This is a genomic window from Corynebacterium sp. HMSC035E02 (assembly GCF_001836065.1).
GTDB lineage: Bacteria > Actinomycetota > Actinomycetes > Mycobacteriales > Mycobacteriaceae > Corynebacterium > Corynebacterium hiratae.
The window spans coordinates 39,654-65,493 of record NZ_KV827310.1 but is presented as its reverse complement, the minus strand read 5'-3'; the positions used below and the strand labels follow the sequence as shown (position 1 = coordinate 65,493).

The 25,840-nt window shown below is 63.1% G+C and carries 23 protein-coding genes and 1 tRNA gene; 13 read left to right on the top strand and 11 right to left on the bottom strand.

Going from position 1 to position 25,840, the window contains the following annotated elements:
- The first annotated feature begins 9 nt into the window (after positions 1–9).
- The 3 genes from HMPREF2635_RS02270 to HMPREF2635_RS02260 all read left to right on the top strand — a co-directional run bounded on the left by HMPREF2635_RS02270 (position 10) and on the right by HMPREF2635_RS02260 (position 2,412).
- Positions 10–1,227, top strand: a complete 1,218-nt coding sequence (locus tag HMPREF2635_RS02270) for a molybdopterin molybdotransferase MoeA (protein WP_049155082.1) — start codon at positions 10–12, stop codon at positions 1,225–1,227.
- Positions 1,228–1,353: 126 nt separating this feature from the next.
- Positions 1,354–1,839, top strand: coding sequence for a cyclic pyranopterin monophosphate synthase MoaC (gene moaC / locus HMPREF2635_RS02265; RefSeq protein ID WP_049155083.1), 486 nt, complete (start codon positions 1,354–1,356; stop codon positions 1,837–1,839).
- A gap of 6 nt (positions 1,840–1,845) precedes the next feature.
- Positions 1,846–2,412 (top strand): molybdenum cofactor guanylyltransferase, encoded by a 567-nt coding sequence (locus HMPREF2635_RS02260; protein ID WP_049155084.1) that lies wholly within the window; start codon positions 1,846–1,848, stop codon positions 2,410–2,412.
- Here the strand turns inward: HMPREF2635_RS02260 and HMPREF2635_RS02255 are convergent.
- Together HMPREF2635_RS02255 and HMPREF2635_RS02250 are read right to left on the bottom strand one after the other, a co-directional pair.
- On the bottom strand, positions 2,399–3,778 hold the full coding sequence (locus HMPREF2635_RS02255; protein WP_070821216.1) for a multicopper oxidase domain-containing protein: 1,380 nt from the start codon (positions 3,776–3,778) through the stop codon (positions 2,399–2,401). The two genes, HMPREF2635_RS02260 and HMPREF2635_RS02255, sit on opposite strands and share 14 nt — an antisense overlap.
- Positions 3,759–4,958: a beta-carotene 15,15'-monooxygenase gene (locus tag HMPREF2635_RS02250; RefSeq protein ID WP_070511559.1), complete on the bottom strand. Its 1,200-nt coding sequence runs from the start codon at positions 4,956–4,958 to the stop codon at positions 3,759–3,761. The genes HMPREF2635_RS02255 and HMPREF2635_RS02250 overlap by 20 nt, the downstream gene beginning before the upstream one ends.
- 93 nt (positions 4,959–5,051) lie before the next feature.
- Here HMPREF2635_RS02250 and HMPREF2635_RS02245 point away from each other — a divergent pair, with 93 nt between their 5' ends.
- The 4 genes from HMPREF2635_RS02245 to HMPREF2635_RS02230 all read left to right on the top strand — a co-directional run bounded on the left by HMPREF2635_RS02245 (position 5,052) and on the right by HMPREF2635_RS02230 (position 8,627).
- Entirely contained in the window at positions 5,052–5,312 is a 261-nt protein-coding gene (locus tag HMPREF2635_RS02245; protein ID WP_070681037.1) for a DUF2249 domain-containing protein, read from the top strand.
- A gap of 21 nt (positions 5,313–5,333) precedes the next feature.
- The gene (gene modA, locus HMPREF2635_RS02240) at positions 5,334–6,056 is read left to right on the top strand and encodes a molybdate ABC transporter substrate-binding protein (RefSeq protein ID WP_070821215.1); all 723 of its coding nucleotides are present in this window, start codon (positions 5,334–5,336) and stop codon (positions 6,054–6,056) included.
- A 9-nt stretch (positions 6,057–6,065) separates the two neighbouring features.
- A complete protein-coding gene (locus HMPREF2635_RS02235) occupies positions 6,066–7,811 on the top strand; it encodes an ATP-binding cassette domain-containing protein (protein ID WP_246824829.1) in 1,746 nt (581 codons plus the stop codon).
- A 117-nt stretch (positions 7,812–7,928) separates the two neighbouring features.
- The gene (locus tag HMPREF2635_RS02230; RefSeq protein WP_070821213.1) at positions 7,929–8,627 is read left to right on the top strand and encodes a helix-turn-helix transcriptional regulator; all 699 of its coding nucleotides are present in this window, start codon (positions 7,929–7,931) and stop codon (positions 8,625–8,627) included.
- 5 nt (positions 8,628–8,632) lie between these two features.
- Here HMPREF2635_RS02230 and thrB read toward each other — a convergent pair whose 3' ends face one another.
- The 4 genes from thrB to argS all read right to left on the bottom strand — a co-directional run bounded on the left by thrB (position 8,633) and on the right by argS (position 14,062).
- Positions 8,633–9,556, bottom strand: coding sequence for a homoserine kinase (gene thrB / locus HMPREF2635_RS02225; RefSeq protein ID WP_010187115.1), 924 nt, complete (start codon positions 9,554–9,556; stop codon positions 8,633–8,635).
- A gap of 17 nt (positions 9,557–9,573) precedes the next feature.
- Positions 9,574–10,899, bottom strand: a complete 1,326-nt coding sequence (locus tag HMPREF2635_RS02220; protein WP_049155096.1) for a homoserine dehydrogenase — start codon at positions 10,897–10,899, stop codon at positions 9,574–9,576.
- A 151-nt stretch (positions 10,900–11,050) separates the two neighbouring features.
- Positions 11,051–12,388 carry a diaminopimelate decarboxylase gene (gene lysA / locus HMPREF2635_RS02215; RefSeq protein ID WP_070821212.1) on the bottom strand — a complete coding sequence of 446 codons (1,338 nt, stop codon included), beginning with the start codon at positions 12,386–12,388 and terminating at the stop codon, positions 11,051–11,053.
- Between the two features lie 12 nt (positions 12,389–12,400).
- On the bottom strand, positions 12,401–14,062 hold the full coding sequence (gene argS, locus HMPREF2635_RS02210) for an arginine--tRNA ligase (protein WP_046648913.1): 1,662 nt from the start codon (positions 14,060–14,062) through the stop codon (positions 12,401–12,403).
- A gap of 236 nt (positions 14,063–14,298) precedes the next feature.
- Here argS and HMPREF2635_RS02205 point away from each other — a divergent pair, with 236 nt between their 5' ends.
- The 6 genes from HMPREF2635_RS02205 (at position 14,299) to HMPREF2635_RS02180 (ending at position 21,098) form a co-directional block, all read left to right on the top strand.
- Complete coding sequence (locus HMPREF2635_RS02205; RefSeq protein ID WP_070821211.1) at positions 14,299–15,951, top strand: L-lactate permease; 1,653 nt, start codon at positions 14,299–14,301, stop codon at positions 15,949–15,951.
- Positions 15,952–16,264: 313 nt separating this feature from the next.
- Positions 16,265–17,050 carry a (Fe-S)-binding protein gene (locus tag HMPREF2635_RS02200; protein ID WP_070821210.1) on the top strand — a complete coding sequence of 262 codons (786 nt, stop codon included), beginning with the start codon at positions 16,265–16,267 and terminating at the stop codon, positions 17,048–17,050.
- On the top strand, positions 17,050–18,555 hold the full coding sequence (locus HMPREF2635_RS02195; RefSeq protein ID WP_070821209.1) for a LutB/LldF family L-lactate oxidation iron-sulfur protein: 1,506 nt from the start codon (positions 17,050–17,052) through the stop codon (positions 18,553–18,555). The genes HMPREF2635_RS02200 and HMPREF2635_RS02195 overlap by 1 nt, the downstream gene beginning before the upstream one ends.
- A complete protein-coding gene (locus HMPREF2635_RS02190; protein WP_070821208.1) occupies positions 18,552–19,181 on the top strand; it encodes a LutC/YkgG family protein in 630 nt (209 codons plus the stop codon). The genes HMPREF2635_RS02195 and HMPREF2635_RS02190 overlap by 4 nt, the downstream gene beginning before the upstream one ends.
- A gap of 104 nt (positions 19,182–19,285) precedes the next feature.
- Entirely contained in the window at positions 19,286–20,887 is a 1,602-nt protein-coding gene (locus HMPREF2635_RS02185; protein ID WP_070821207.1) for an alpha/beta fold hydrolase, read from the top strand.
- Positions 20,888–21,024: 137 nt separating this feature from the next.
- Positions 21,025–21,098, top strand: a tRNA-Arg gene (locus tag HMPREF2635_RS02180).
- Positions 21,099–21,298: 200 nt separating this feature from the next.
- On the opposite strand, the gene HMPREF2635_RS02175 is transcribed toward HMPREF2635_RS02180, so the two are convergent.
- The 5 genes from HMPREF2635_RS02175 to HMPREF2635_RS02155 form a co-directional block, all read right to left on the bottom strand.
- Complete coding sequence (locus HMPREF2635_RS02175) at positions 21,299–21,739, bottom strand: hypothetical protein (RefSeq protein ID WP_070821206.1); 441 nt, start codon at positions 21,737–21,739, stop codon at positions 21,299–21,301.
- Positions 21,740–21,970: 231 nt separating this feature from the next.
- Complete coding sequence (locus HMPREF2635_RS02170; RefSeq protein WP_070821205.1) at positions 21,971–22,180, bottom strand: hypothetical protein; 210 nt, start codon at positions 22,178–22,180, stop codon at positions 21,971–21,973.
- 181 nt (positions 22,181–22,361) lie between these two features.
- Positions 22,362–22,655 carry a molecular chaperone GrpE gene (locus HMPREF2635_RS02165; protein WP_070821204.1) on the bottom strand — a complete coding sequence of 98 codons (294 nt, stop codon included), beginning with the start codon at positions 22,653–22,655 and terminating at the stop codon, positions 22,362–22,364.
- Between the two features lie 65 nt (positions 22,656–22,720).
- Complete coding sequence (locus HMPREF2635_RS02160; RefSeq protein ID WP_070681011.1) at positions 22,721–23,230, bottom strand: MarR family winged helix-turn-helix transcriptional regulator; 510 nt, start codon at positions 23,228–23,230, stop codon at positions 22,721–22,723.
- A gap of 24 nt (positions 23,231–23,254) precedes the next feature.
- Positions 23,255–25,840: an AAA family ATPase gene (locus HMPREF2635_RS02155; protein ID WP_070681008.1), complete on the bottom strand. Its 2,586-nt coding sequence runs from the start codon at positions 25,838–25,840 to the stop codon at positions 23,255–23,257.

Sequence of the window (25,840 nt, the reverse complement as noted above, 5' to 3'; positions counted from 1 at the left end):
TTGGGTGCAATGACGAGTACCGGGACTGACTTAAGTATCGAGGAATACTTCGAGTGCCTCCACGCGCTGGTCCGCGCCTTGCCTTCGGAACGCGCTGCCTTATCGCAGGGTCGCGTGCTGGCTGAGCCCCTCGTCGCCCGCCTTCCCCTCCCGCCGCAGGATAATTCGGCCATGGATGGCTTCCTCATTCCTCAGCCTTCCTCACCAGACAGTCTCACCGTTCCCTTCACTTTGCCTGTCGTGGGTGATGTGCCTGCCGGCGCGCCGGCCCAAACCCTGCCGCCCGGCACTGCGCTGCGCATCATGACCGGTGGTCCAGTACCCGCGGGCTTTGATGGTCTGGTCATCCCCGTGGAAGACACCGATATTCCACCAGGCCCCGGGCCACTGCCTGAGACCGTCACGGTGCACCGCCTTCCCGAGCGCAACCACATCCGGCGGCGCGGCTCCCACATCGAGGCCGGGCACCAACTAGCCGGTGCCGCCACGCTGGTGGACGCCTCCCTTATCGCCGCCGCCCTCTCCGCCGGCGTCGACACCGCCGTGCTCCACCGCACCCCGCGGGTGACCGTCATTGCCACGGGTGAGGAGCTGCTCAACGGCCAGCTCCCGGATTCCAATGGTCCGATGCTCGACGCACTCCTTAGCACTACCGGCCCCGTTGACATCGCCCGCACGGTATGTGGCGATTCACCCGTTGAGCTGCGCCGCCGCTTCGACGCGGCTGCCGCTGACTCCGATCTCATCGTCACCACCGGCGGGGTATCCGCAGGAGCCTTTGACGTGGTTCGCGCGGTCGTTGAGGATGCCGTGGAGCGCGGCTCTTATTGGTTCGGACACGTCAACCAGCGCCCCGGCGCGCCGCAAGGCCACGCGCTGTGGGACGGTGTTCCCGTGGTGTGTTTGCCGGGCAACCCGGTGGCGGCGTTCGTCTCCGCGCATCTCTACCTCACCCCGCTGATGCGTTCCTTGCGTGGGCTGCCCCGCCCCACCGGAGTTTTAGACCGGCCGCACCTGACGGCCGTCGCTGGGGCTGACTTCCCGCATCCGCACCGCCCGCTTATTCAGCCGTGCTCGATTGCTCTGGACGGAAGCATCACCGCCTTCCCGCCGCCTGGACCACGCATGCGCAGCCACCACGTTGCAGCACTGCCCGGCACGCAAGGTTTCGCGCTGCTGACGAGCCCCGTCACCACAGGGGAGCAACTTACCGTCTACCCCTACTAGCTTCACGGTGCTTCACCACATCCCCCACCCCTCCGTTGTTGCCAAAGATCGCGCCTCTAAACGCCGGATCGGCCCACTCTTCGTCAGATAGGCTAGGTCCACCCAAGGAAAGGACCCGCTGTAGCCATGAAGTTCACTCACCTTAATGAGGCCGGCTCCGCCTACATGGTGGACGTCACCGATAAGAAGCCCACCGTGCGTTCCGCCACCGCCCAAGGCGAGGTGGCCTGCTCGCCGGAGGTCCTCACCGCGCTGCAGGAAGGAACCGTGCCGAAGGGCGACGTGCTTGCGGTTGCTCGAGTGGCCGGTATTGCGGCCGCCAAGAAGGTCCCGGATCTCCTACCGCTTGCCCACACCATCGGCGTGCACGGGTGCGCGGTCGACATCGAGCTGCGCGAAGACCACGTCTTCATCGAAGCCACCGTTCACACCGCCGACCGCACCGGCGTGGAAATGGAGGCGCTGACCGCGGTGAACGTTGCGGCGCTAGCTCTCATCGACATGGTGAAAGGCGTGGACCGCTCCGCTTATATCCGGCGCTGCGGCATCACAGCGAAGTCCGGCGGCCGCTCGGGTGATTGGTCCCGCGACCTGCCGGGTGAGGAAGGATAGTGAACAATGTCAGGTGTCATTATTTTGGCGGGTGGGCGCGGCACACGCATGGGTGGTGTGGACAAGGCAAGTATCATCCTCGCCGGTGAGCGCCTCATCGACCGCCTCCTGCGCCAATTGCCTTATGATGCGCCGGTGGCGGTTGTCTCGCCCTACCACTTGGGCATGCCCCAAGTATGTGAAAAGCCCCTTTTCGGCGGGCCAGCCGCGGGAATCGCCGCGGGCCACGCCGCGCTGGCTGGTGCCGCAAAGTCCACGACCGCCATCTTGGCCGTCGATGCCCCGGATTCCCCACAGATGCTGCCTGCCCTCGAACAGGCATTAGAAAGCTCCGGTGCTGATGTCGCAGTGGCCACACTCGATGGGCTCCCGCAGCCGCTGTGCGCGCTGTGGCGCACCGAGGCCCTCACCCGCGCGCTGGAGGAGCTCAGAGATCCACGCAACAAGCCGGCCATGCACTTACTGAGGCTCGCGGGCACCATCGCCGAGGTCGAGGCAACGCCCGCAGTGCGCGATATCGACACCTTGGACGAGCTACGAGCGCGGCGCGAGCGACTTGCTACTCAACGATGAATTGGCCGTGCTGGCCCTTCTCCGCATTCGTCATCAGGTGATTAACAAAGGAATAAGTGCCCGGCTCGTTGAAGGTCATCTCCACGAATCCGCCCTGGGCCGGTAAAAGGTCCAGCGCCTGGGAGCCGGAGTCCTTCGCGCCCTTAATTAGGTAGGCGCCTTCCTTATACACGGTGTCGAATTGCTCGCCCACGACATGGAAGCTCAATGGCAGATCCGGGCCGAGGTTGACCAGCCAAATGCGCACGGTATCGCCCACCTTGGCGCGCAGCGGGGCTAAGCCCTCGTCATATTGGTTGGGATAGTAGTTGAAGGCGGTGAGGTCATAATCGCCGTCGCTGACTCGCTGCGCATCCGCACCCTCTGCTTCTTTGCCCGCGGAGGCCAGAAAAATCTCGTTTGCCGTCATGACGTACTCCGCATCGACGTCTGTCAATGCATCCTTCCCGTGCGGATCGATGACGACCGCTCCCGCCATGCCGTTGGCAATGTGCAGACTCATCGGCATGGTCGAGCAATGATACATCCAGATACCCGCCCTGTGGGCCTCGAATTCATAGGTCAGCGATTCGCCCGGCTGGATGGTCTTCATGTTCTCATCCGGGTTGACCTCACCGGCGTGAAAATCCACCGAGTGTCCCATCGAGCCTTCATTCTTGATGGTGATGCGGAACGTATCCCCTACCTTGCCGCGAAGGGTTGGGCCGGGTGCCTGCCCGTTGAAGAGCCACCGGGTTTGGCGGACTCCTGGGGCGACTTCCATCTCCTCCTCAGTCATCACCCACGTTTCCTCATGAAGGTCACCTTTAGCAGGGGCAAGGGAAGCATCAAAAGCCTCAAATCCTTCGCGGGCTGCCATGCGCTCGGCAACCGAGGGCACCGTCGCGGGTGCGGCGGCAGAGCCCGTGCTTTCCGACGCCCCCGCATGATCATGCCCACTCGAAGCGGAGTCATCGACGTTGACCATGAACGTCATGCCCTGCATCTTGTGGCCGGCGATCGTGCAATATCCTTCGATGGACTCCTCGATGACCCCGGCATCCAGCTGCACGGTCTCGCCCGGTTCTACCCGTCCGGTCTCCTCGCGTCCGATCTTCAGGTCATGTACCTGGTCGCCGGTGTTGGTGAAGTTCACTACGAGGTGACTGCCCGCGGCCACGTCAATGGAGGACGGGACAAAGGCCATGCCGTCCACGGAGACATCAACAGTCACGGCGTCGGCGGATGCCACCGTAGCTGGGTCCTGCTTGCCTGTGGCCGAGTTGAACACCGCCAGCCCAATGACGGCGAGAAGCGCCACGATGATAATGAGCCAGGATGCCCATTGCTTCTCAGAATGCTCCTGTTTAACGGGCACGCTTGACATGAACTTCTCCTTGAGGTGACGAGACGGCCCACACCAGGGCCACAATATTGGCGATGAGGCCTAGCCCCATCATGATAAGCCCGGCGAAGGACACGCCAGCAATGCCAAGAAGGCTGAGCACGCCGCCGAGATTGATGAGTGCCACGCGCAGGAACCCTGCGAGGTGCCCACGTGCGGGACGTGCCGCCCCGGCCAGGATGGGCAGCATGTGGTGGAGCACCCCGGTCACGAGCTGCAGTAGGCCGGCACCGAGAAATGCCGGCATGAGCAGCAAGGTAACCGCACGCGGGTAGGCCCCTGCGACGGTAGCGGCGGCATCACCGGCGCAGAGCGCCACCATCCACACCAGGCCTGCCATCGCGGACACGCTTGCCGTCGTCTTTTCGCCGCCAAGAGCGCTGGCAAGCACGGGCTGGATGATGAGCACGGCAGCAAGCACGGTGAGCAGCTGCGCCATACCGGCGGCGCGGGTGAGCCCGGAGGCGTCGGCAAGCATGGCCGCCGCTAGGCCCACGCAATGCACTGCCAAAGCCCGGCTGCACCGCGCCCGGGCCACCGAGGAAATGGGGGTCCGGGTAAACGTCGGCACAAGCGTGATGACCGTGCCCAGGATGGTAAGCAGGCCGAAGCCCCACACCATCCCGCGTGAGTGCGCGGCCACCAGCAGCGAGTAATTCCCTACCCCGTGCGCAGCCAGAATCACCAGGACTACTGAGAAGATCATGAAGCAGGCCGCAGCCAGATAAAAGGGCACGGTGACGGCGAAGGAACCAGACAATGACCCCCGGAGCTTGCCCCACAGCGCCCACAGGTGCCACGCAACGGCAGCGATGACGAGAGCGGAGCCACTATCCGAGAGCACGCCCCAGTCGTAGCCTGCGCGATCAACGAGTAGAAGAACCAGCCCCACCTGGACCAGCCCTACCCGCGCGCCCACCCCGCGGAAACCGGCGGCCGGAGTGCGGGTCAGCGCCTCCGTGAAGTGGGTGCTGAATACGAGGATGGCGGTGGTCAGCGCCCCGAGGGTGAAAGGATGAATGAGGTCCCACCATACGACGGGCGCGCCCCAGATATTCGCCACGGTGATCCCCACGCCTGCCACAATCCAGAACGCGACGAGGCTGAAAGCAATGGTGTGCCAGCGCCGGCGCGAAGCCAGGGAGACATCACGCAAAGACATATCTGACATTGTTATTTGCACGGATATAATCGTAGTAAATTGATGGCCCGGGCAGCAACGCCCACTCTGCTAGAACTCGAAAGGAATCCATCAATGAACTTGCCGCTTTTCGACGCCTCCAAGGGCCACGACATCCCCACCCTCAACGCCTCCGAAATTCCCCACGCGGTGCGCCACGGCGCCATCCATGGAGCGCTGGGCACCCTCAACGTGGGCGAATCCATGATTCTCATCGCTCCGCACGACCCGCTTCCGTTGCTCACAGAGGTGGACCAGCGCGAAGAATCCTTCGACCGTGAATACCTCAAGAAGGAACCAAAGGAAGTCCATATTAAATTCACGCGCACCGCCTAGCACTCCCGTAAGGTACCTAGCATGCGCCTTGTCAAAATTGCCGTCCCCGTCCTCGCTGCCGCACTGGCTGTCGCTGGCTGCACCTCCAGCTCCGATGAACCGCTGCAGGTCTTCGCCGCGTCATCCACGCGAGTGCTCAATGACGACCTCTCCAGTGCGTCCGAAACCCCGCTGGCGTTCAACAACGGTGGTTCTTCCGCCCTAGTCCAGCAGATCAATGAAGGCGCTCCCGCAGATCTGCTGCTTACTGCCTCTCGCGAGACCATGGATGATGCAACCGCTCAGGGAAACGTGGACACCCCCGTGGCCCTCGCTAGCAACGTCATGGTCATGGTCGTGCCGAAAGGCAATCCCTTAGGACTGCGCTCCGCGGCGGACTTGGATTCCTCCGCGCGCTTGGTCCTCTGCGACCCAAACGTGCCGTGCGGTGCCATTTCCACGCGCATCATGGAGGCCAACAACTGGGACCTGCACGCCTCCTCCCTGGAGGGACAGGTAGCTGACGTCCTAGGCAAGGTTGCCTCCGGCGAGGCGGACGCCGGGTGGGTCTATTCCACCGACGCCGCCGCTAGCGAGGATGTCGAGGCCATTCCGCTTGACCGCGCGGAAGACTTCCGTAACGAGATCATGGGCGCGGTCGTGTCTGATTCGCCCCGACATGAGGAAGCCCAAGAGGTCCTCTCGCTCCTCGAGTCGGATTTTGATAGCACCTGGGAAAAGTACGGTTTCACCTCGGTGAACTAGGTGTCGCGCATGATTCTGCGCGAAAAGCGCCCACGAGTCCCCTGGCCGGTTATCGCCGCCGGCACGCTCGCCGCTATTTACATCCTTGCCCCTGTCCTCGCCCTGGGCCTGCGGGTGCCTTGGGGACAGCTCTCTGACACGCTGAGCTCTCCAACGACCCATGATCTTCTGCGCGTCAGCCTTTCCGCGGCGGCGTTGTCAACCTTGCTATCCACGTTCCTAGGCACCTGCCTGGCTCTGTGGCTCCAGCAGCTGCGCCGCGCCTCTCACCTTGTGAGGCTGGTGGTCTACCTCCCTTTGGCCATGCCTCCCGTGGTGGGCGGGTTGGCTCTTACCGCGCTGCTCGGGCGCCGCGGTCTGCTTGGCCCGGTATTGGAGCAAGCAGGGCTGCACATATCTTTTGCCTTCCCCGGTGTCGTGGCAGCACATCTCTTTGTCACCCTCCCCTTCGTGGTGGTGGCGGTGGATTCTGCTTTGCGGCAGCTCGATCCTGAGGTCGTGGCTAGCGCGCGGGGCGTCGGCCTCAGCCCAAGTACCATCCTTCGGCACATCATCCTCCCGGCTATCCTCCCCGCCGTGTTCACGGGCGGTGCACTGGCTTTCGCCCGCTCACTGGGTGAATTTGGAACGACGATCACCTTCGCCGGATCCCTGCCCGGTTCTACCCGAACCATGCCGAGCGGTATCTACCTTGAACGTGAAGTCAGCGCGGACAAAGCCTATGCTCTGTCGGCCGTGTTAATCGGGATAGCCATCCTTACGCTCACCGCTGCCGGAATGCCCCTGCTGCTGCGCCGCCGCCGCGAGCAAGCTGTACGCGCTTTGCAACCGATGGACCCAAATGCACTCCGCGCGGCGACTGCCCCGCTGACGCCGCCCCACGATCTTTCCGTGACGGTCGGCGACACCACCACGACCTTCCGGGGCGGGCGCGTGACCGCGGTGGTCGGACCCAACGGCGCCGGCAAGACCACGCTGATGCGTTTTATCAGCGGGCGGCTCCAGGGAGCGCAAACTAACACTGAACGCGTCATCATGCTCTCTCAAAACCCCGGACTACCGCCCACAGCCACCGTGGCTCAAGCGTTGACCATGGTGACCAATGACCCGCGACGGACGGAGGAATTGCTGAAGGCCGCCGGATTGCAGGAGCTGGTCCATGTATCAGAACTTTCCGGCGGCCAGGCCGCGCAGGTTGCCCTCTTGCGCGCGCTGGCGGCGCGGCCAGAAGTATTGGTTGCGGATGAGCCCTTTGCCGCCATGGACGTCGAATCCGCTGCGCGGTGGCGCCACCTTCTGCGCATCTCGGCCGCTGACCGTACCACGGTCATTGTTACCCACAGCTGCGTGGACCTCACCACGCTGGCGGATGACGTCGCGGTGATGGAAGCCGGCGAAGTCACTTCCCAAGGCCCTGCGGACCGACTATTGGAGCAGCCCACCACCCGCTTCATGGCGGAGCTAGCGGGCGTTAATGTTCTGCGCGGTTCCATCAGAGGAGACGCGTTTGCTCCAGACCGCGACGGTGAGCACTGGGCGGCCTTCCCGCAGACCGCGCTGCACTTCGACCCCACTGGCGCGCAGCACGCCACCAGTTTGAGTGCCACCATTGTGGCTGATTTGGGAAGCACTACCCTCGTTGACATCGACGGCCAACGGGTCACGGTGGGCCAGCCAGCGCGTAAAACCGCTCCCGGCCAGGTGGTGCCTGTGGCCCTCGACGCCAGCGCCCTCACGGTCTATACCCGTACTTAATCTTCTGAGTCTGCCCACGTCGTGAGGGAGCTCTCGGTATTTATACTCACCGCGATAGTAGAAATTCGACGGAGTGGATGTAGGATCCTCGTAGCGTAAATCAAGGAGCTACAGTCCATGTCCACAATGTCTACCCATAGTCCTCGCTCATCCAGCGAGCTATTTCCCGACACAATGAGGCTCTCCCCCAAGCAGCGCGAAGTCCTCTCGGTTTTACAGAAGTTCCCGCAAGGAGCGCGGGCCGCAGAGATTGCTAAGAAAATGGGCATGCACGTAAACACCGCGCGCGGGCATCTGGATGAACTCGTCAACGCTGGCGCGGTGCGAGTAGTCACCGCCCCAGCGCAGGGGCGCGGGCGCCCCTCCCTGATCTTCCAAGTGCGGGTGCCGGACAACCGTTCGGTCGCGGAGGAGTACGTCACGCTGATCAGTGTGTTGATTAAAGCCCTGGCGGCTAAGGAGCAGCTCAATGATTATGCCTCAGAGCAGGCGCGGGAGCTTGGCCGCGAGTGGGCGAAGACCGCTGCCAGCAGCCATGGTGCTGAGGCGCTCGGTTCGCTTCATCGGATGATGCGCGAAATGGGCTTTGACCCAGTAACCTCAGCCGAGCAATTCGACCAGGAGGGCCGCACCGATGTGGAGCTGCACGCCTGCCCGTTTGTGACCGCCGGAGTAGAGCCCTCCCCCTTCGTCTGCGCCATCCACGATGGCTACTTGGAGCAGGCGGCGGCCGATTCCGGCGGGCGGCTGAGCCTGAAACTTATCCCCAAGTCCGGCAACGGTGTGTGCCGGATCAGCGTGGAAAAGCCCAGCTAGCTAGCCTAACCACGCTCGACGGAGACCGGCCCGGCGACCTCCAGCTCCAGTACGCGCAGGTTCTGCTCGCGGGCATCGTCGAGGATCGCTTCCTCTATGGGCTCGGTGTGCAGGACCATGACGGTGGGGCCAGCGCCCGACAGGTAGGCGGCATAGCCGCGATTGCGCAGGCGGTTGACCCACTCCGCGGTCACCGGCAGGACATCAGCGCGATAAGGCTGGTGCAGGCGGTCGCGGGTGCCCTCCCACAGCAGGTCCGGGTAAGCGGTCAGCGCCGCCACGTTCACCGCGGTGCGGGAGACGTTGAAGGCGGCGTCGGCATGCGTGACGTGCGAGGGCAGCACGCGGCGCACTGCCTGCGTCGAGGCATGGAAGTCCGGGACCAAGGCCGTGGCCTTGATGCTTGGGTGAACCTCTAAGGTGGCGGCGCGGTACTCCGGAAGCGAGCGGCCGTCGACAGGCACGGTGGTCCAGGAGACCACCGCATTGCCCAGCACGGAGGCCGCGGCGTTATCCGGGTGGCCTTCGAAGGCCGAAGACAACTGCACAACCTGCTCCTCGGAGAGCGGGAACCCAGCCAGGCCGTTGCCCGCGGCCACGCCGGCCACCGCGGCAGACGCTGAGGAGCCCAAGCCGCGGGACTGCGGGATGTTATTCGTGCACACCACGCGCAGGCCGGTGACTTCGACATCGGCGGCCTTGAGTGCGGAGCGGATGGCCTTGACCACAAGGTGGGAGCCGTCGCGCGGCAGCTCTTCGGCGCCCTCGCCGAAGATTTCTACCTCCAAGCCGGAGCGGGTGACCTCGACCTCCACGGTGTCGTAAAGGCTCAGCGCGATGCCGAGGGTGTCGTAGCCCGGGCCCAGGTTGGCCGAGGAGGCCGGGACCTGAACCGTGACCTTGGTGCCTACTTCGATATCGATACTCATTGTTGTACCTAAAACCCTTAGACGCCGAGGCGGATGACGGAGTGGACAGCCTTGACCTCATCGAGCTCGCCGAGGGCAGCGACGATATCCTCAAGCACCGCTTCCTTCGCCGCGTGGGTGACCACGATGAGGCGAGCGGTGGCATCGCCGTCTTCCTGGCGCACGGTGCGCAGGGAGACCCCATGGCGGGCAAAGACACCGGAAATGGCGGAGAGCACGCCGGTGCGGTCTTCAACTTCCATGTCGACGTGATAACGAGTTTCCACTTCTCCGAACTCCGCAATAGGTAGGTTGGCGTAGGTGTTCTCCCCCGGCGCACGGCCGCCGTGGACAATGTTGCGTGCCGCACCGATGACATCACCCAGCACAGCGGATGCCGTGGGGTTACCGCCGGCACCATTGCCGTAGAACATCAGAGAGCCAGCGGCCTCCGCTTCAACGAAGATGGCGTTGTAGGACTGGCTGACCGAAGCCAGCGGGTGCTCCTTCGGAACCAGCGTCGGGTGCACGCGGGCATTAACGGATTCCGCACCGGTCTCCTCATCGACGAGGCGCTCGCAGATGGCGAGCAGCTTGATGGAGTAGCCAGCCTGGTTGGCAGCCTTGATGTCATCCGCGGTGATCTTGGAAATACCCTCGCAGTAGACATCGTCGAAGGTCAGGCGGGTGTAAAAGCCCAGGGAAGCCAGGATGGCGGCCTTGGAGGCAGCGTCGTGGCCCTCCACGTCAGCGGTGGGATCGGCCTCGGCGTAGCCCAGGCGGGTGGCCTCAGCCAGTGCGTCCTCATAGGAGGCACCAGTGGACTCCATGGCGTCCAGGATGAAGTTCGTGGTGCCGTTGACGATTCCGGAGATGCGCTGGATCTTGTCGCCGGCCAGGGAACGGCGCAGCATGCCGACCACCGGGATGGCAGCGGCCACGGCGGCCTCGAAATAAAGGTCGACGTCAGCGCGGTCGGCGGCCTCAGCGAGCTCATCCGCATGCGCGGCCACGAGAGCCTTGTTGGCGGTAACCACGGACTTGCCGGCGTTGAGGGCCGCGAGGACGAGCTCGCGCGGGAAATCAATGCCGCCGATGACCTCGACGACGAGGTCGATATCATCGCGCAGGACAAGTGCCTTGGCGTCGTCGGTCAGTAGCTCCGCCGGCACGCCCGGGCGCAGCTTGTTCTTGTTGTGCACGGCGACGCCGCGGATCTCCACGGGGCCGCCAATGCGGTGCGCAAAAGCGTTAGCGTTTTCCTGCACGAGGCGGAAAACCTCGGCGCCCACGGTGCCAAATCCAAGCAGCGCGATTCCTACGGGTTCGCCTTCGGGTTTCTTGCTACGGTTCGTCATCGTCATGGTGTCCCCTTGTTGAAATTGCGAATGATTGTTACGTGCTAGCCCATCACTATACAGAACGAGCTGTCTATTTCTACGCGAAGTGGCCGGCACAACGCGCGACCGGCCATATCTTTGTGAATAAAATGCGGTGAGCTGTGGCAACGCCGCGCTAGTCGACGTCCAACGCCAACAAGTCCTCCACCGTTTCCCGGCGCAGCATGAGCGAGGCTTTGCCGTCACGCACGGAGACGACCGCCGGGCGCAAAGCACCGTTATAGCGCGAGGCCATCATGTACTGATAGGCACCGGTGGTGGCGAAAGCGAGGAGATCCCCGGTAGTGATATCCGAGGGGAAACGGCGCTCGTTGACCAGAATGTCGCCGGACTCGCAGTGGAAGCCCACGATGCGCGAATCTACGGGCTCGCCCTGGGTGCGGCGGTTGACCACGCGCACGTCGTACTCCGAGCCATAGAGCGCCGGCCGGATGTTATCGGACATGCCACCGTCCACGGAGAGGTAGCGGCGCATCGGCAGATCCGCCTTGCCGGTCTCCACATCCTTGACCGTGCCCACGCGGTAGACGGTGACCGCGGAGGCCCCCACCAGCGAGCGGCCGGGCTCCACCAACTCGAAAGGCGGCTTGATGCCGAGCTCAGTAGCGGTGCGCTCCACGGCGTCGAGCAGGTCCTTGGCCAGCGTGGCGACGTCGAGGGCTTCCTCGTATTCCATGTAGGGAATGCCGAAGCCGCCGCCCAAGTCCAACTCCTCGAGGGCAACGCCGAGCTCGGAGTGAATGCGCTTGTACAGGCTCAGCACGCGCTCGGCTGCCAGCTTGAAACCATCGGCATTAAACACCGAGGAGCCCACGTGGCAGTGCAATCCCACGAGCTTAAGGTTCGCGGATTCCAGCACCGTGCGAGCCACCTCGAAGGCAGCGCCGGTGGACAGGGAGATGCCGAACTTTTGGTCCTCGTGAGCCGTGGCGATGAATTCGTGCGTGTGGGCATCCACGCCAGGCTTCACGCGAATCATCACCGGCTGCACGCGGCCGGCGGCCGCAGCAATGCTGTTGAGGCGCGAGAGCTCCTCCGCGTTATCCAGCACCACATGGCCAATCCGCTCGTTAACGCACAGCTCGAGGTACTCGTCTTCCTTGTTATTGCCATGCGCGGTCATGCGCTCGGGCGGGAAGTCCGCGGCGAGCGCTAGCTTGGCCTCATTGAGGGAGGCGACGTCGAGGCACAGGCCCTCCTCGTCTACCCAGCGCACGATGCGCTTGGTGATGAAAGCCTTGGAGGCGTAGTGCACGTGGTCAGGGCCGCCGAAGGCCTGGGCCATGTCCCGGCAGCGCGAGCGGAAGTCCTGTTCATCGAAAACATAGAGCGGGGTGCCGTATTCTTCGGCCAGCTCGGTCAGGGAAACGCCACCAATCGAGACCACGCCATCGGAGTCACGCGCTGCGTTGCGCGGCCACACGTGGGCCGGAAGAGAATTGAAATCAGTCATCGATACCTTTTCTTACATCTTCTCCGGTGCGCTAACCCCGACCATGGTCAAGGCATTGGCCATGACCTGGCGGGTGGCGCTGGCCAGGGCGAGGCGTGCGGAGTGAATCGGCTCGGTCTCTTCACCAGCCTTCGGCAGCACTTGGCACTGGTCATAGAAGCGGTGGAACACGGCGGCAAGCTCCTCGGCGTAACGCGCGATGCGGTGCGGTTCACGCAGCGTAGCGGCGGTGGCCACAACCTCGGGGAACTCGCCTAGGGTGCGGATGAGGTCGCCTTCCTTCTCGTGGGTGAGGAGGTCGAGGGGGCCGTCGGCAAGCGCGGCGGTGTCGAAGCCCAGCTCTGCTGCCTTGCGCAGGATGGAGCAAATACGGGCGTGGCCATACTGCACGTAGTAGACCGGGTTATCCGCCGACTGGGAAGCCCACAGGCCCAAGTCGATGTCCAGGCTGGAATCCACGGAGGAGCGCACCAGGGAGTAACGCGCGCCGTCGACGCCGATAGCCTCGACAAGGTCATCAAGGGTGATGACGGTGCCGGCACGCTTGGACATCTTGACCGCCTGGCCATCGCGGACGAGGTTCACCATCTGGCCGATGAGGACTTCGACGGCCTCCGGGTCATAGCCCAGGGCCTGGGCCGAGGCGCGCAGGCGAGCGATGTAGCCGTGATGGTCTGCGCCCAGCATGTAGATGGCCAGGTCGTGGCCGCGGTCGAACTTATCGGCCACGTAGGCGATATCGCCGGCGATGTAGGCGGCGTTGCCATCGGACTTGATGACCACGCGGTCCTTATCGTCACCGTATTCGGTGGATTTCAGCCACCATGCGCCCTCGGCTTCGTAGAGCTTGCCGTTGTCCTTGAGCTTCTGGATGGACTTCTCCACCGCGCCCGACTCGAAGAGGGAGTTCTCGTGGAAGTAGACGTCAAAGTCCACGCCGAACTCGTGGAGGGACTCCTTGATCTGGGCGAACATCATCTCCACGCCGGCAGAGCGGAAGGCTTCCTGCACGTCGGCGTCGCTGCCATCGAGAGCTGCCGGGTTCTGATCCAGCACCCCCTGCGCGATCTCCTTAATGTAATCGCCGCCGTAGCCGTCCTCCGGGGTGGGCTCGCCCTTGGCGGCAGCCACGAGGGAGCGAGCGAAGCGGTCGATCTGTCCGCCGTGATCGTTGAAGTAGTACTCGCGGGTCACCTCCGCGCCGGAGGCTTCGAGCACGCGGCCCAGCGAATCGCCCACGGCAGCCCAGCGGGTTCCGCCCAGGTGGATCGGGCCAGTCGGGTTCGCGGAGACGAACTCCAGGTTGATCTTCTTGCCCTGGTAGGTGGAGTTGCTACCAAAGTCCGCACCGGCGCTAAGGACTTGGGCCACGATGGCGCCCTGGGCAGCAGCAGCGAGGCGAATGTTGAGGAATCCCGGGCCCGCGATGGATGCTTCATCGATGGCGTCATTGCCGGCGAGGGCATCCGCCAGCCACTGCGCCAGCTCGCGGGGCTGGGTGCCGGCCTTCTTGGCCACCTGGAGTGCCAGGTTGGTGGCGTAATCGCCGTGCTCCGGGTTGCGCGGGCGCTCCACGCTCACGGTCTCCGGCAGGACGGAGGAGTCCAGCTCATGCTCGGTGAGCACGGCAGCGGCAGTGTTCTTGATCAGGACGGAAAGATCTTCAGGATTCATAGGGCCAAAGTCTATCGTCTCCGCCGCTGGGAGGCGCTATCAGGTCGCAGAGGTTAGCAAGGTCACCCACCCCCATCAGGTGAACAATGCGGCACAGCGAAGCACCAAGTTCTACCCTAAAAGGCGTTATCTGAATCGATCCAACCTTTCGCCCTCTCGCTCGGCCGAAACATGCGGTGCCGCATCTTGGGGACCTCCACGGGGACGCCGACGGGAGCCAACTGGAATTGAGCTTTATGTCAACCTTCAATATCACCACCGACGCCATTGCTGGCAACGTCGGGCTCACCGCGCTGGTGTCGACGCTGCCGCTCATCGCGTTCTTTATCATGCTCCTAGGGCTCAAGGCCCGCGCTCACACCTCGGGTGCGGTCGCGCTCGTAGTGGCGGTTCTCATCGCCATTTTTGGCATGGGCATGCCAACCGGCATGGCTTTGTCCTCCGCGGTGCGCGGTGGACTCTTCGGCCTCTTCCCCATCGTCTGGGTGATCATCACCGCCATCTGGTTCTACGAGGTCACCGTGGCCTCTGGCCGCTTCAATGACCTGCGCAAGACCTTTGATCTCTTGGGCGATGGCGATATTCGCATCCAGGCCATCCTCATCGCTTTCTGCTTCGGTGGCCTCTTGGAGGCGCTCGCCGGCTTCGGCGCTCCGGTAGCAATTACGGCCACCATGATCCTGGCGCTGGGCGTCAAACCCCTCAAGGCAGCCACCACCGTGCTCATCGCCAACACCGCGCCCGTGGCCTTCGGCGCGGTAGGCATCCCGGTGACCACCGCAGGCTCCGTGGGCGGCCGTACCGCCGAACAGACCGCTGATATTGCGAGCCTCATCTCCCTGCAGGTGCTGCTCATCGCTGCGGTTGTTCCGTTCTTTATCCTCTTCATCCTCGACGGCATGCGTGGCGTCAAGGAAGCCGGCCCCGCCGCCGCTGTCATCGGCATCTCCTTCGCTATTGCCCAGTGGGCAGCCGCCACGTTCTTCGCCTACCAACTCACTAACGTCGTGGCCTGCATTGTCTCCCTCGGCGCGGGCTTTATCTTCCTGCGTGTATGGAAGCCCAAGGGTGTCGACAGCCTGCGTGAGCGCATGGAGCTGCCCGCCCAGGAAGAGGTCACGGACCTCAACGGCAGCCGCATCTGGATGGCCCTGCTGCCCTATGCCGTGGTGACCGCTGTCTTCGCCATCGCCACCGCGTGGCCGGCCATCTTCGGCTTCCTGCAGGTCAACGTTGCCTGGCCGCTTCTCGACGGCACCGTCTTCGACGCCGAAGGCCAAGCCATGGATACCGCCTTCAAGTTCAACGTGCTGGGCAACCCGGGCACCTTGCTGCTCATCTCCGGCATCATCGTGGCCATCATCTACATGGCCTTCAATGAGAACGGCCGCTACACGCTGGAGGCCTCCGCACCAGTGGCCAAATTCGGCGAGGTAGTCAACCGCATGAAGTTCTCCGCGCTGACCATCATCTTGGTCCTGGCGCTGGCCTACACTATGAACTACTCCGGCCAGACCATTTCCATTGGCCAGTTTGTAGCCTCTGTAGGCGGCATCTTCGCGCTCTTTTCCCCCGTTCTGGGCTGGATCGGCACTGCGGTCACCGGCTCGGACACCTCTGCCAACGCGCTCTTTGCCAACCTGCAAGTCACCGCCGCCGAGCGCATCGGCGTCAACCCGGACCTCATGCTGGCCGCCAATACCTCGGGTGGCGTTGTGGGCAAGATGATCTCCCCGCAGTCGCTGGCCATTGCCGCCACCGCGGTCCAGATGGAGGGCCAGGAATCCCGCATCTTCAAGGCCGTTGTGGGCTACTCCGTGGCCTTCCTTGCCGTCGTGTGCATCATCGTCTTCCTCATGAGCAACGTGCTGGGCTTCCTGGTTCCTTAAGCTCTCAGTCCTCAGCACCAACTACCCCCAGAATCGGGCACTTCACTCGCCACGTCTGGGGGTTTTCGCTTGCCCGCGTTTTGTGACCGCTTCATCTCTGCACGTAAGGAATTTCACAACATTAATGTTGCGATAAAACGCCAGGTAGGAGGGCTAATCCCGTCTCGATAATGTGAGTTTTGGGCGGTAGGCTCATAAATACAAACTCGAAAAATGCCCACTGCGGCTGTCCTGGTAGCGCGCATCCGAGTACAACTCCGCTGTGCCCAGCACGGAACAAGCCACATGGAGGCAGATTAAGGAGCGCTCACGAATGCGAATAGCATTGTTTTCCACCTGCATCGGTGATTCACTCTTCCCCGATGCCCACAAGGCCACGGCCCTCATCCTCTCCCGCTTGGGCTATGACGTCGTCTTCCCCGAGGAGCAGACCTGCTGCGGCCAGATGCACATCAACACCGGCTACCAGGAGCAGACCTTGGGCATGATCCGCACCTATGCGGACGCCTTCGCGGACCCCTCCATCGACTACGTCGTCTCCGCCTCCGGCTCCTGCGTGGGTGCCGTACGCGAACAGCACGAGATGATCGCTGATCGTTTCGGCACTTCCGCCGACGTGGACGGCGCCAAGAAGGCAGCCGGCAAGACTTTGGATCTGCCGGAGTTTCTGGTCGACGTCGCCGGAGTTACCAACGTGGGCGCTTTCTTCCCTCACCGCGTGACCTACCACCCCTCCTGCCACGGCCTGCGCTTCCTCAAGTTGGGTGACCGCCCCTACCAGCTGCTGAAGGAGGTCGAGGGAATCGACCTCGCCCCGCTGCCTAATGCAGAAGAATGCTGCGGTTTCGGCGGCACCTTCGCCCTCAAGAACGCGGAGGTCTCCGCAGCGATGGTCGGTGATAAGACCCGCCACATCCGCGAAACCGCGGCCGAGTACGTCACCGGCGGTGACTCCTCCTGCCTGATGAACATCGGTGGTGCTCTGGCTCGCCAGCGCTCCGGTGTTCGCGCTATCCACTTGGCGGAAATCCTCGCCTCCACCAAGGAACACCCGTGGACTCCTACCTCTGCGGCCTACTCCAAGGAGAAGATGCTCTAATGACTTCCTTCCTCGACACCACTCCTCCGCGCGCCCCCGAAGGCTACGGCAACCTGCGCGGCTCGAAGGCCTTCGTGCCGCTGGCTCACGTGGGTCTCAACAATGCTACCCAGCGCCGCAACCTGCACCACGCCACCACCACCATTCGTGATAAGCGCCAGCACGCCGTTGATGAAACCCCGGACTGGGAGCAGCTTCGCGACGCCGGCTCCGCACTCAAGGATGACGTCGCCGTGCGCATGGGCGAATTGCTGGTCCAGTTCGAAGAGCAGGTGACCAAGCGCGGCGGCATCGTCCACTGGGCACGCGATGCCAAGGAGGCCAACGAGATTATCGAGGGCCTTATCCGCGAAACCGGTGAGACCGACGTGGTCAAGATCAAGTCCATGGCCACCCAGGAAATCGCGCTCAACGAGCACCTGGAAGAAGCCGGTATCCACGCCCAGGAAACTGACCTGGCGGAGCTCATCGTCCAGTTGGGAGAGGACAAGCCTTCCCACATTCTGGTCCCCGCTATCCACCGCAACCGCGCGGAGATTCGCGATATCTTCGTCAACAAGATGCCGAATACCGATGACTCGCTCAAGGCCGAGCCGGCGGAACTAGCTGAAGCATCCCGTAAGTTCCTGCGCAAGCAGTTCATGAAGGCTAAGGTCGCCATCTCCGGCGCTAACTTCGGTGTGGCAGAAACCGGCACCATCAACATCGTGGAGTCTGAGGGCAATGGCCGCATGTGCCTGACCCTGCCGGAGACCCTCATTACCGTGATGGGTATTGAGAAGCTGGTCCCGACTTTCCAGGACCTCGAGGTCTTCCTGCAGCTGCTGCCGCGCTCCTCCACCGCGGAGCGCATGAACCCGTACACCTCCATGTGGTCGGGTGTTACCGAGGGCGACGGCCCGCAGAACTTCCACATCGTGCTGCTGGATAACGGCCGCACCGCTGCTCTGTCTTCCCCCGTCGGCCACGAGGCGCTCAAATGCATCCGTTGCTCTGCTTGCCTGAACGTCTGCCCGGTCTACGAGCGCGCCGGCGGCCACGCCTATGGCTCGGTCTACCCAGGCCCGATCGGCATCTCCCTGACGCCGCAGCTGACTGGCATGAAGGACCACAACGATCCGTCGGCAAGCTTGCCCTATGCCTGCTCCCTGTGCGGCCGCTGCGACGAGGTGTGCCCGGTGCGCATCCCACTCTCCCAGGTCATTCTGGAAAACCGCTACCAGAAGGTCACCCACGCCACCCCGCCGGTCGAGGAGAAGCTCTTCCAGGTCGTGGAGCTGGTGTGGAAGAACCCGAAGATCTGGAACCAGATCACCCACATGGTGGCACTCGGCCGTGTCCTCGGTGGTTTCAACGGAGTCATCGACAAGCTGCCGCTGTTCATGTCTGGTTGGTCCGAGGTACGCGATACTGCCGTTCCGCCGAAGAAGTCCTTCCGCCAATGGTTCAACACTGACGAAGCTCAAGAACTCCTCGCCCAAGCCAAGAAGGAGGGCATCAAGTGACCACCGCCAAAGAGGAAATCCTCAACCGCATTTCAGCCGCCCAGAAGCAGGCCGGCCTGCCGGACCACGTAGACATCCCGCGCGAGTACCAGAAGGAAGGCACGCTCAACGAAGATGAGCTGCGCGAGATGCTGGTGGACCGCCTCGAAGACTACAAGGCTGATGTGCACGTCACCGATGAGTCTGAACTGAACTCCACCCTCGTGGGCATCCTCAAGGAGCGCGGCTGTTCGAACGTCGTCTACGCACCCGGCATGGACGCCGGGCTTCTCGACGGCTTCGAAGGCACCGTCACCCCGGATGGCAATGCCAAAAACCCGCGCGAGCTCGACGCCGTCGACGCCGTGGTGACCGAATCCCACGTCACCTCCGCGCAGACCGGCACCATCGTGCTCGAGTCCAATGAAACCTGTGGCCGTCGCGCGCTGACCTTGGTGCCGGACCGTCACGTGTGCATCGTGCGTAAGGACCAGATTGTCTACGGCGTCCCGGAGATGGTCTCCCGCATGAACCCGGAGCGCCCGGCGACGTGGATCTCTGGTCCGTCCGCAACCTCGGATATTGAGCTCTCCCGCGTGGAGGGTGTCCACGGCCCGCGCGATCTTATTGTGGTGATTGTTAAGTAGTGTGACGTTCGGGGGCACCCGCCCCTTCCGAACACTCGGCTCACATCACCCCCGGCGCATAGGATAAGGCACGTACTTATTAACGATTTTAGGAGCCTTATTCTATGCGTCTTTCTCGCGTTTTAGGCTCGGTGCTGGGGCCCGTAGCTGTTGCTGCCGGCCTGGTTGCCGCGCCCGCTGTTGCTCACGCCGATCAACCCACCATCAACTGGGGCCCGTGCCCGGAAGGGGTCACCGAAGAGCGCGCTGAGTGCGGGCACGTGACCGTTCCGACCTATCACGATGCCCCGGAGAAAGGCACCATCGACGTCGGCCTCATCCGCCTCAAGGCCACCGGAAACCGACAGGGCACCCTGTTTACCAACCCGGGGGGCCCGGGCGGTGACGCGTATAGCTGGGTGAGCTTCGCCGCGTGGCCGGAGGAAGTCAAACAGAGCTACGACATCATCGGTGTGCAGCCGCGTGGCCTGCGCGAGTCGGGAGAGGTGAACTGCACGGCCAGTGAGCTGGGCGCCAATCCCCTTGCGGAGATGACGCAGATCGGCGCGATTACCCGCAATGACTGCGAGAAGAACACCCCCGGCTACACGGACTCCCTGACGACGGAAAACACCGCAAAGGACTGGGAGGTTGTCCGCCAGGCACTCGGCGAGGAGAAAATCAACATCGCCGGTCTCTCCTACGGCACCTTCCTGGGCTCCACCTACGCCACGCTCTACCCACAGCACACCGACAAGGTCGTGCTGGATTCCGGTATGAATCCGAAGATGGCGTGGAACCAGATCTTCGCTTCCCAGCAGGCAGGCTACGAGAATGCGCTGCATGACTTCTTTGCGTACGTGGCCAAGAATGACGACTCCTACCACGCCGGAAAGACCCCGCTGAAGGCCTACGAGCGCTGGTCCCAGATTGTTGCCGCCGAGGCAGGCGTGCGCCCCACCGTGCTTCCACCTAACGCCCAGATTGGTGACCTGCCCCCAGGACTGGAGTTCGCCGGCCAGCCAGGCGCCAACATTATGACTGCTACCGGTGAGCTGCGTGTGCAGGCGGAGCACCTCGCCGGCAAGGTACGCAACCCGCAGGCTGTCCAAGCTTCCTCGCCGACGCTGTCCGCGACCCGTGAGCTTCTCCCCCGCCCAGAGTCCTGGGACACGCTGGCTAAGCACATCGGCGGCATCGAGCCAATCAACTTTGAGGAGCAGGCTGCACAGCAGCAGGCCCAGCAGGATCCGCAGCAGGCTCAGCAGGACGTTCTCAATGCCGTGAGCATGCAAAACATCATCATGTGCAATGAGAACACCGCGCCGACGGATCCCACCCTCATTCCGGCGTTCCTCTGGTCGAACTACGTCACGATTGACCCCTTCACGCTGTTCAACTCGATGTACGCCTCCGGCGCAGGGTGCGGTGGCCGCGCACCGGTCAACACTCCAATTGCCGTCTCCGGCCAGAACCTGCAGACCAAGCCGCTGCAGCTGCAGGCAACCGGTGACCCGCAGACTCCGTACGCCTTCTACCGCGGCCTCTCGGATCCAATGCAATCCCGCGTGGTGACCGTCCACGGCCCGGGCCACGGCCACTTCGCGATGGGCAACAAGGCCGTCGACCAGATCGTGGTTGATTACCTGCGCACCGGTGAGGTCCACACTGCGGATGCACCGGGCTTCTTTGACCAGCCCCAGGCACAGGAGCAGCCCGCCCAGTAACACAGCTCCGGGAAACGACGAGGCAGCGGCTCCCCTAGCCGCTGCCTCCTTCCATCACACCCCCATCGGCGTGAGGCCAATTACTGCGCTTCAGTCTTTATAGGCTAGAATCGCATCGTTGGCATTTCGCCAGCAATGCCCTTGTAGCTCAGCGGATTAGAGCATCGGTTTCCGGTACCGAAGGTCGCAGGTTCGAGTCCTGTCAGGGGCACTTTTTCATGCCCACAACTCTCTCCCATCAGGCCGCCCCCGGCCCTCATTTGCAACGATGCCACGAGTGTGGGAAAGCCTCTCGCTCTCTGCATTCCCCCAGACCTGAAACCCGCAACCTGCAGGTGGGCGTCGCCTAGCGCTGCGTGACACCACACCACCCACTTGGAGGTTTCGGAATCCTGGTCTGGGGATATAGAACTAGCGCAAGCGCGCCTCGATATCCGCGACCACTTCCTCCGGATTCTTCGCCGAGGCGATAAGAGAGCTTCTGCCCTGCTCGATACGCACGGTCGGCCCAGAAACGATGTAGGCCGGTGCGCCGTCGACAACACGCGGGCCCGCGCCTTCCTTGAGCCCAGTCTCAGGCCCGACGCTGGCACCGGTGATATCGCTGAGTGGAATTCGCTTCGTGAAGATACCCAGGAGGGAAACCACAACGTCGTCGTCACTCACGACGATCTTCACCCGCATCAGAATGCAGGCCACCGTTGCAACGATAACTAGGGCGCCAAACAGGATGGCCGCCCACGTGGAATCGATCATTGTGGGCACCACTGCTGCCACGACGGCAAGGCCAACGATGATTCCGGACCACAGGAGCGGACCATTGAGATGGCGAACGTAGATGCGAGAGTCCATGCCGTTCACACTATCGGACGAATACTCCCTTCGCGCTCACCGGGAGAGCGCGCGGCAGCCGGTTAAGGCCCACGGTGAGCGCGAAGAGCGAAGGCGAGGAATGAGTGAGCGCGAAGGGCGGCAGTGAAAGCCTGGACGGGTGAGAAAGGTAAAGCCCCAGCAGACATTGCTGCTGGGGCTTTACGTCAAGCTACTCTCCCCGGCCGGGCGGTAGAAAGAGAGCGAACCAGGTTACTGGGTGATGTACTGATTGACGATCGGCTGAGTGATGTCCAGGGTGCCGTGCTCGACGTAGTACATGCCGAACATCAAAGCACCAAGCAGCACCACGGAGAGAAGCATGGAGGGAATCCACTGAACGAAGACGGATACCCAGCCGTCAGCCTTGTCACGTGCAGCTGCTTCGCGCTGCTCCTGAGCCACATCGCGCTCGACGATCATGTTTAATCCTTTCACTTAGCTCCCCTAGCCAGACTGCATCCTCATGGAATGCCTTCTCTTCACTGCACGGGGGATGCTCGCCCTTTAACACAGAGTATCTTAGCAGTTTATGCAGAGCCGCCCGTAGTTAAACGCAGATATTTCGGCCGGCATCCGCCTTTAGTTTGACGCCGACTGTGGCCTAGACCCCAGGATCCTCATTGTTATTGAGCGCTTCGACAAAGTCCTCACGGCCCTGGAACATGCGCTCAATATCTTCTTCCGCGCCAATAATCCACAGCTGTGACGCATCATCGAAGGTTAGTGCGCCCTCCGGATGCTGCTCAAGGGCCGCCTCAAGCGCGGTGGCTTGTTCCTCGGTGAGCTCTTCCAAGTCCTCGACGGGGCCTACGTGAGCGCTGAGTTCCTTCAAGGGAGTGATGCCGTACGTGGAGTATTGGCGCTGCGGATGCTCGAACAGTTCTTGTCCCATCATGATGTGGGAAGGTCACCTCCTGGTGCGTAAACGGACGGGCTCTACTCTACCCGCGCTGAGCACAGCTAGTGGTCACGAGTGCCCAGGCGCTCGTCCGGGACGAAGCCGTCATAGCCCGGAAGATTATTCTCCGACAGGACGCCCTTGCAAAAGCGCAGAAGCGCCGGAACATCGGCAGGATCGAGGTGATCAAACACCATGCGGCGCACCGACTCGACGTGCTCAGGAACTGCCGCCTCCAGGCGTTCCCGGCCGGCCTTAGTCATGACGACCTCCACGCCGCGCGCATCGCCTGCGCACTTTTCCTTGCGTACGAGCCCACGCTTTTCCATGCGTGTGATCTGGTGGGAGGCTCGGGAGCGGTCCCACTCCAATTCTGAGCACAACTCGCGCAAACGCAGCATGTGATCGGGTGCCTCCGAAAGCGAGACGAGGACCGCAAACTCCGCCGCGGAGATATCGCTGCAAGCTAAGAGGGTTTCCTCCATGCCACGATTAATCTTGCGAATGCTGGCGAGAATGTGCCGCCAGAGGTCCTGTTCGCTTTCGGTGAGCCATCGAGTGTCCGCAGTCATGGCTCACACCCTACACTCCATGATTTAAACGCTTGTAAGTCTCTCCATATCTAGGTCCATGCGCCCCGGTACCCACGAATAGCGCTGCGGCATACAGGTCAGCACGATAACCTGAGTGTTTTTCCCGGCCTTGCTGAACAACGCCGCCATAAGCTGAAGGCGCTGCGAGTCGGTAGACCCTAACGCGTCGTCGATGACGACGGGAACCGGTTCGCCGGACACTAGCTGAGCAATGGCAAAGCGTGTCAGGATGCTCAGCTGTTCTTTGGCACCGCCGGAGAGCGCATCGAAGGCCACGGTTTCGCCATTGCGGCTGCGAGCCTGCACCTTGAGCTCCTCGGAGAGCTCAAAGTCCACGTCACCGCCGAACACGGTGCGGGCTAGGCCGTTGAGCGCGGTGACGAACGGCGCGGCATAACGCTGACGGGCGGCATCGCGGTGGCGCAGCATCAGCGAACGCAGGTACCGCGCGGCATTCGCACGGCGCTCGATAGCGGCGTGGCGCTCACGAGCAACGTCCAGTTCGGCAGCGGCCTTCTCCTCGTTTTCGGCTGCGCCCGAGTGCATTTCGATAAGCCCGCGGAACTCGCGCATATCCCCCACCGCCGCATTAACCGCTGCCTTCAGGGAATCAACGTGCGTGTGTGCTCCCCTAGCTAGCTGCTCTGCGGTGTCGACATCCACGGTGGACATCTCCTCCAAAGCCGCCTTCTCTTTCGCCAGCTCAGTCCGTGCTGCCTCAATCGCGGCGGTCACCTCGCCATCACTGAGCTGGGCGCGGGCGGCCTCTATGGCTGCAGCCTGAGCATCACGCTGCATCGTGGCCTCCTCCGCACGGACCATGGCCACCTCCAGTGCGGCGCCCGCCTTGTTCTCGCGGTAGGGTGCCAGGGCGCGGTCGAGCTCATCAAGCTTCCTGCGCAGCTCCTCTTCTTCCTGCTCCACGACGTCGAGCTCCCGCGGCTGTGCGGTGGAATCGGTAGTGCCGCCGGTACCCTCGGTGTCCTCAGCATCGGCCGCGCCCGCCTCGAAGCGAGCACGCAACTCACCGAGCTCCTCCCCACCCAGTGCCGCAGCGAGTTCGCGGGCCGCGGTATCGGCAGCGGATGCTAGCTCTACGTGTTTTTCGTGGGTGGCACGGGCAGCATCCACGTCCTCGCACCCGGCGTCCTCCAGCAGGCGTGTGAGCTCCGCGCGAGCCTTCTCCACGCCTTCCTCACCACTATCGCCCGCACCGGCTGCGTAGCGGGCGGTGATGTCGCCGATCTTCAGCGTGGTGCCCTCGCGCAGTTCGACTGCCAGTTCTTGACCGCTCTCCAGCGCACGCTGTTCGCCATCGACGCTAAAGCAGCCCTCGCCGGAAAAATAAAGCTTGGACGCCGCAGCCGCCCGCAGGCGCTCCTGGACGGTGACCTCGCGCGCCGCGTCCTCCAAGGCCTGAAGGTTCGGTACGTCGGGAGTCGCAGCCAACTCACGGCGGCGCAACGCCAAGGTCTCTTCCAGCTTGTTCAATGCCCCAAGACGAGTGCCCAGCGCCTTGCGCTCGGCTTGCTGCTGGGCGCGGCGGGCGCGCTGGCGCTCCTCGCGCACGGCCTCATAGCGCTTGTGGACCTCGGCACGCTCTTCCTCTAGTTTCGTGCGGACGGCGGCTTCTTCCTCGGCGCACTCGCGGGCTTGAATAACCGCGGCGGCGGCACGCTCAGCAGCCTCGACAGCTGCGGCATGCTCAGCAACCACAGCTTTACGGCGCTGCGCTTCCTCCTCCGCGCGCGTCACGGCCTCCGCTGCCCGAGCCACCGCCGCCTCCTGCGCGGTGACCTTCTCCTGGGCGGCCCGAGCAGCGAGCAGCTCACCGTCACGGCGCTCGCATTCTTCCGCGGCCGCCGGCAGAGCGGATTCAGCATCCTTCTTCTTCAGCTCGGCGGCTTCATAGCGCTCCACCACGCCGTCGAGCTCCCGCAGCGAGGCCTCGGTGGCAGCGTGCTTCTCCTCAGCATCCGCTAGCGCGGCGATGGCAGCCTTATAGTCTCCTGCCGGCTTGTCTGTCTTCGCGGTGAAGTACTCCTTGTACTCCGCCTCGATGCGCGTGAGCAGCTCGGAGTCTTCCGCCGCGGCACTCGCTCCGGTCTGCTCCTCCAGCGCCGCGGTCAGGGAAGGAATGCCCACCGCGGCGATGCCTTGGTGGTTGTCGTCCTGGCGGACGAAGAGGGCGTCGAGAAGCGCGCGGTCCACGTGCTCACTGAGGATTCGATCCAGCTCCCCATCCGCCTCGGCTCCGGTCCACTGGCCCGGGCGCGGGGAGAAAACGTGCAGCTCCGACGTGCGTTTCTTCACCCACCGCTTGCGAATGCGGAAGCGGTAAGGCCCCACGGTCGCCTCCAGCGTGACCTCAGGCCCCACATCGCGGCCGGCAGGCTGCAGCGCCCTCACCGGCTTGGAATTAGCCGTGTGCTTTTCCGTGAGTACGAAATCGATGGCCTCCACCAGCGTGGACTTTCCGGCCTCGTTCGGCCCACCGATGACCACCACCCCGGTCTCCGGCAGGTCCTTGACCTCCAGGTGCTCCACGCCCCGGACGTTGTTCAGTTCAACAGAATGCAGCTGCATCAT

Excerpts from the sequence above, each read along its gene's own strand:
- HMPREF2635_RS02230 (WP_070821213.1), top strand. The coding sequence starts at position 7,929 with ATGTCCACAATGTCTACCCATAGTCCTCGCTCATCCAGCGAGCTATTT.
- HMPREF2635_RS02170 (WP_070821205.1), bottom strand. The coding sequence starts at position 22,180 with ATGATCGTCGAGCGCGATGTGGCTCAGGAGCAGCGCGAAGCAGCTGCA.
- HMPREF2635_RS02205 (WP_070821211.1), top strand. The coding sequence starts at position 14,299 with ATGTCAACCTTCAATATCACCACCGACGCCATTGCTGGCAACGTCGGG.
- HMPREF2635_RS02200 (WP_070821210.1), top strand. The coding sequence starts at position 16,265 with ATGCGAATAGCATTGTTTTCCACCTGCATCGGTGATTCACTCTTCCCC.
- HMPREF2635_RS02185 (WP_070821207.1), top strand. The coding sequence starts at position 19,286 with ATGCGTCTTTCTCGCGTTTTAGGCTCGGTGCTGGGGCCCGTAGCTGTT.
- HMPREF2635_RS02260 (WP_049155084.1), top strand. The coding sequence starts at position 1,846 with ATGTCAGGTGTCATTATTTTGGCGGGTGGGCGCGGCACACGCATGGGT.
- HMPREF2635_RS02155 (WP_070681008.1), bottom strand. The coding sequence starts at position 25,840 with ATGATGCAGCTGCATTCTGTTGAACTGAACAACGTCCGGGGCGTGGAG.
- HMPREF2635_RS02165 (WP_070821204.1), bottom strand. The coding sequence starts at position 22,655 with ATGATGGGACAAGAACTGTTCGAGCATCCGCAGCGCCAATACTCCACG.
- HMPREF2635_RS02195 (WP_070821209.1), top strand. The coding sequence starts at position 17,050 with ATGACTTCCTTCCTCGACACCACTCCTCCGCGCGCCCCCGAAGGCTAC.
- lysA (WP_070821212.1), bottom strand. The coding sequence starts at position 12,388 with ATGACTGATTTCAATTCTCTTCCGGCCCACGTGTGGCCGCGCAACGCA.
- moaC (WP_049155083.1), top strand. The coding sequence starts at position 1,354 with ATGAAGTTCACTCACCTTAATGAGGCCGGCTCCGCCTACATGGTGGAC.
- HMPREF2635_RS02235 (WP_246824829.1), top strand. The coding sequence starts at position 6,066 with ATGATTCTGCGCGAAAAGCGCCCACGAGTCCCCTGGCCGGTTATCGCC.
- HMPREF2635_RS02270 (WP_049155082.1), top strand. The coding sequence starts at position 10 with ATGACGAGTACCGGGACTGACTTAAGTATCGAGGAATACTTCGAGTGC.
- HMPREF2635_RS02220 (WP_049155096.1), bottom strand. The coding sequence starts at position 10,899 with ATGACGATGACGAACCGTAGCAAGAAACCCGAAGGCGAACCCGTAGGA.
- modA (WP_070821215.1), top strand. The coding sequence starts at position 5,334 with ATGCGCCTTGTCAAAATTGCCGTCCCCGTCCTCGCTGCCGCACTGGCT.
- HMPREF2635_RS02245 (WP_070681037.1), top strand. The coding sequence starts at position 5,052 with ATGAACTTGCCGCTTTTCGACGCCTCCAAGGGCCACGACATCCCCACC.
- HMPREF2635_RS02255 (WP_070821216.1), bottom strand. The coding sequence starts at position 3,778 with ATGTCAAGCGTGCCCGTTAAACAGGAGCATTCTGAGAAGCAATGGGCA.
- HMPREF2635_RS02175 (WP_070821206.1), bottom strand. The coding sequence starts at position 21,739 with ATGGACTCTCGCATCTACGTTCGCCATCTCAATGGTCCGCTCCTGTGG.
- thrB (WP_010187115.1), bottom strand. The coding sequence starts at position 9,556 with ATGAGTATCGATATCGAAGTAGGCACCAAGGTCACGGTTCAGGTCCCG.
- HMPREF2635_RS02160 (WP_070681011.1), bottom strand. The coding sequence starts at position 23,230 with ATGACTGCGGACACTCGATGGCTCACCGAAAGCGAACAGGACCTCTGG.
- argS (WP_046648913.1), bottom strand. The coding sequence starts at position 14,062 with ATGAATCCTGAAGATCTTTCCGTCCTGATCAAGAACACTGCCGCTGCC.
- HMPREF2635_RS02250 (WP_070511559.1), bottom strand. The coding sequence starts at position 4,958 with ATGTCTTTGCGTGATGTCTCCCTGGCTTCGCGCCGGCGCTGGCACACC.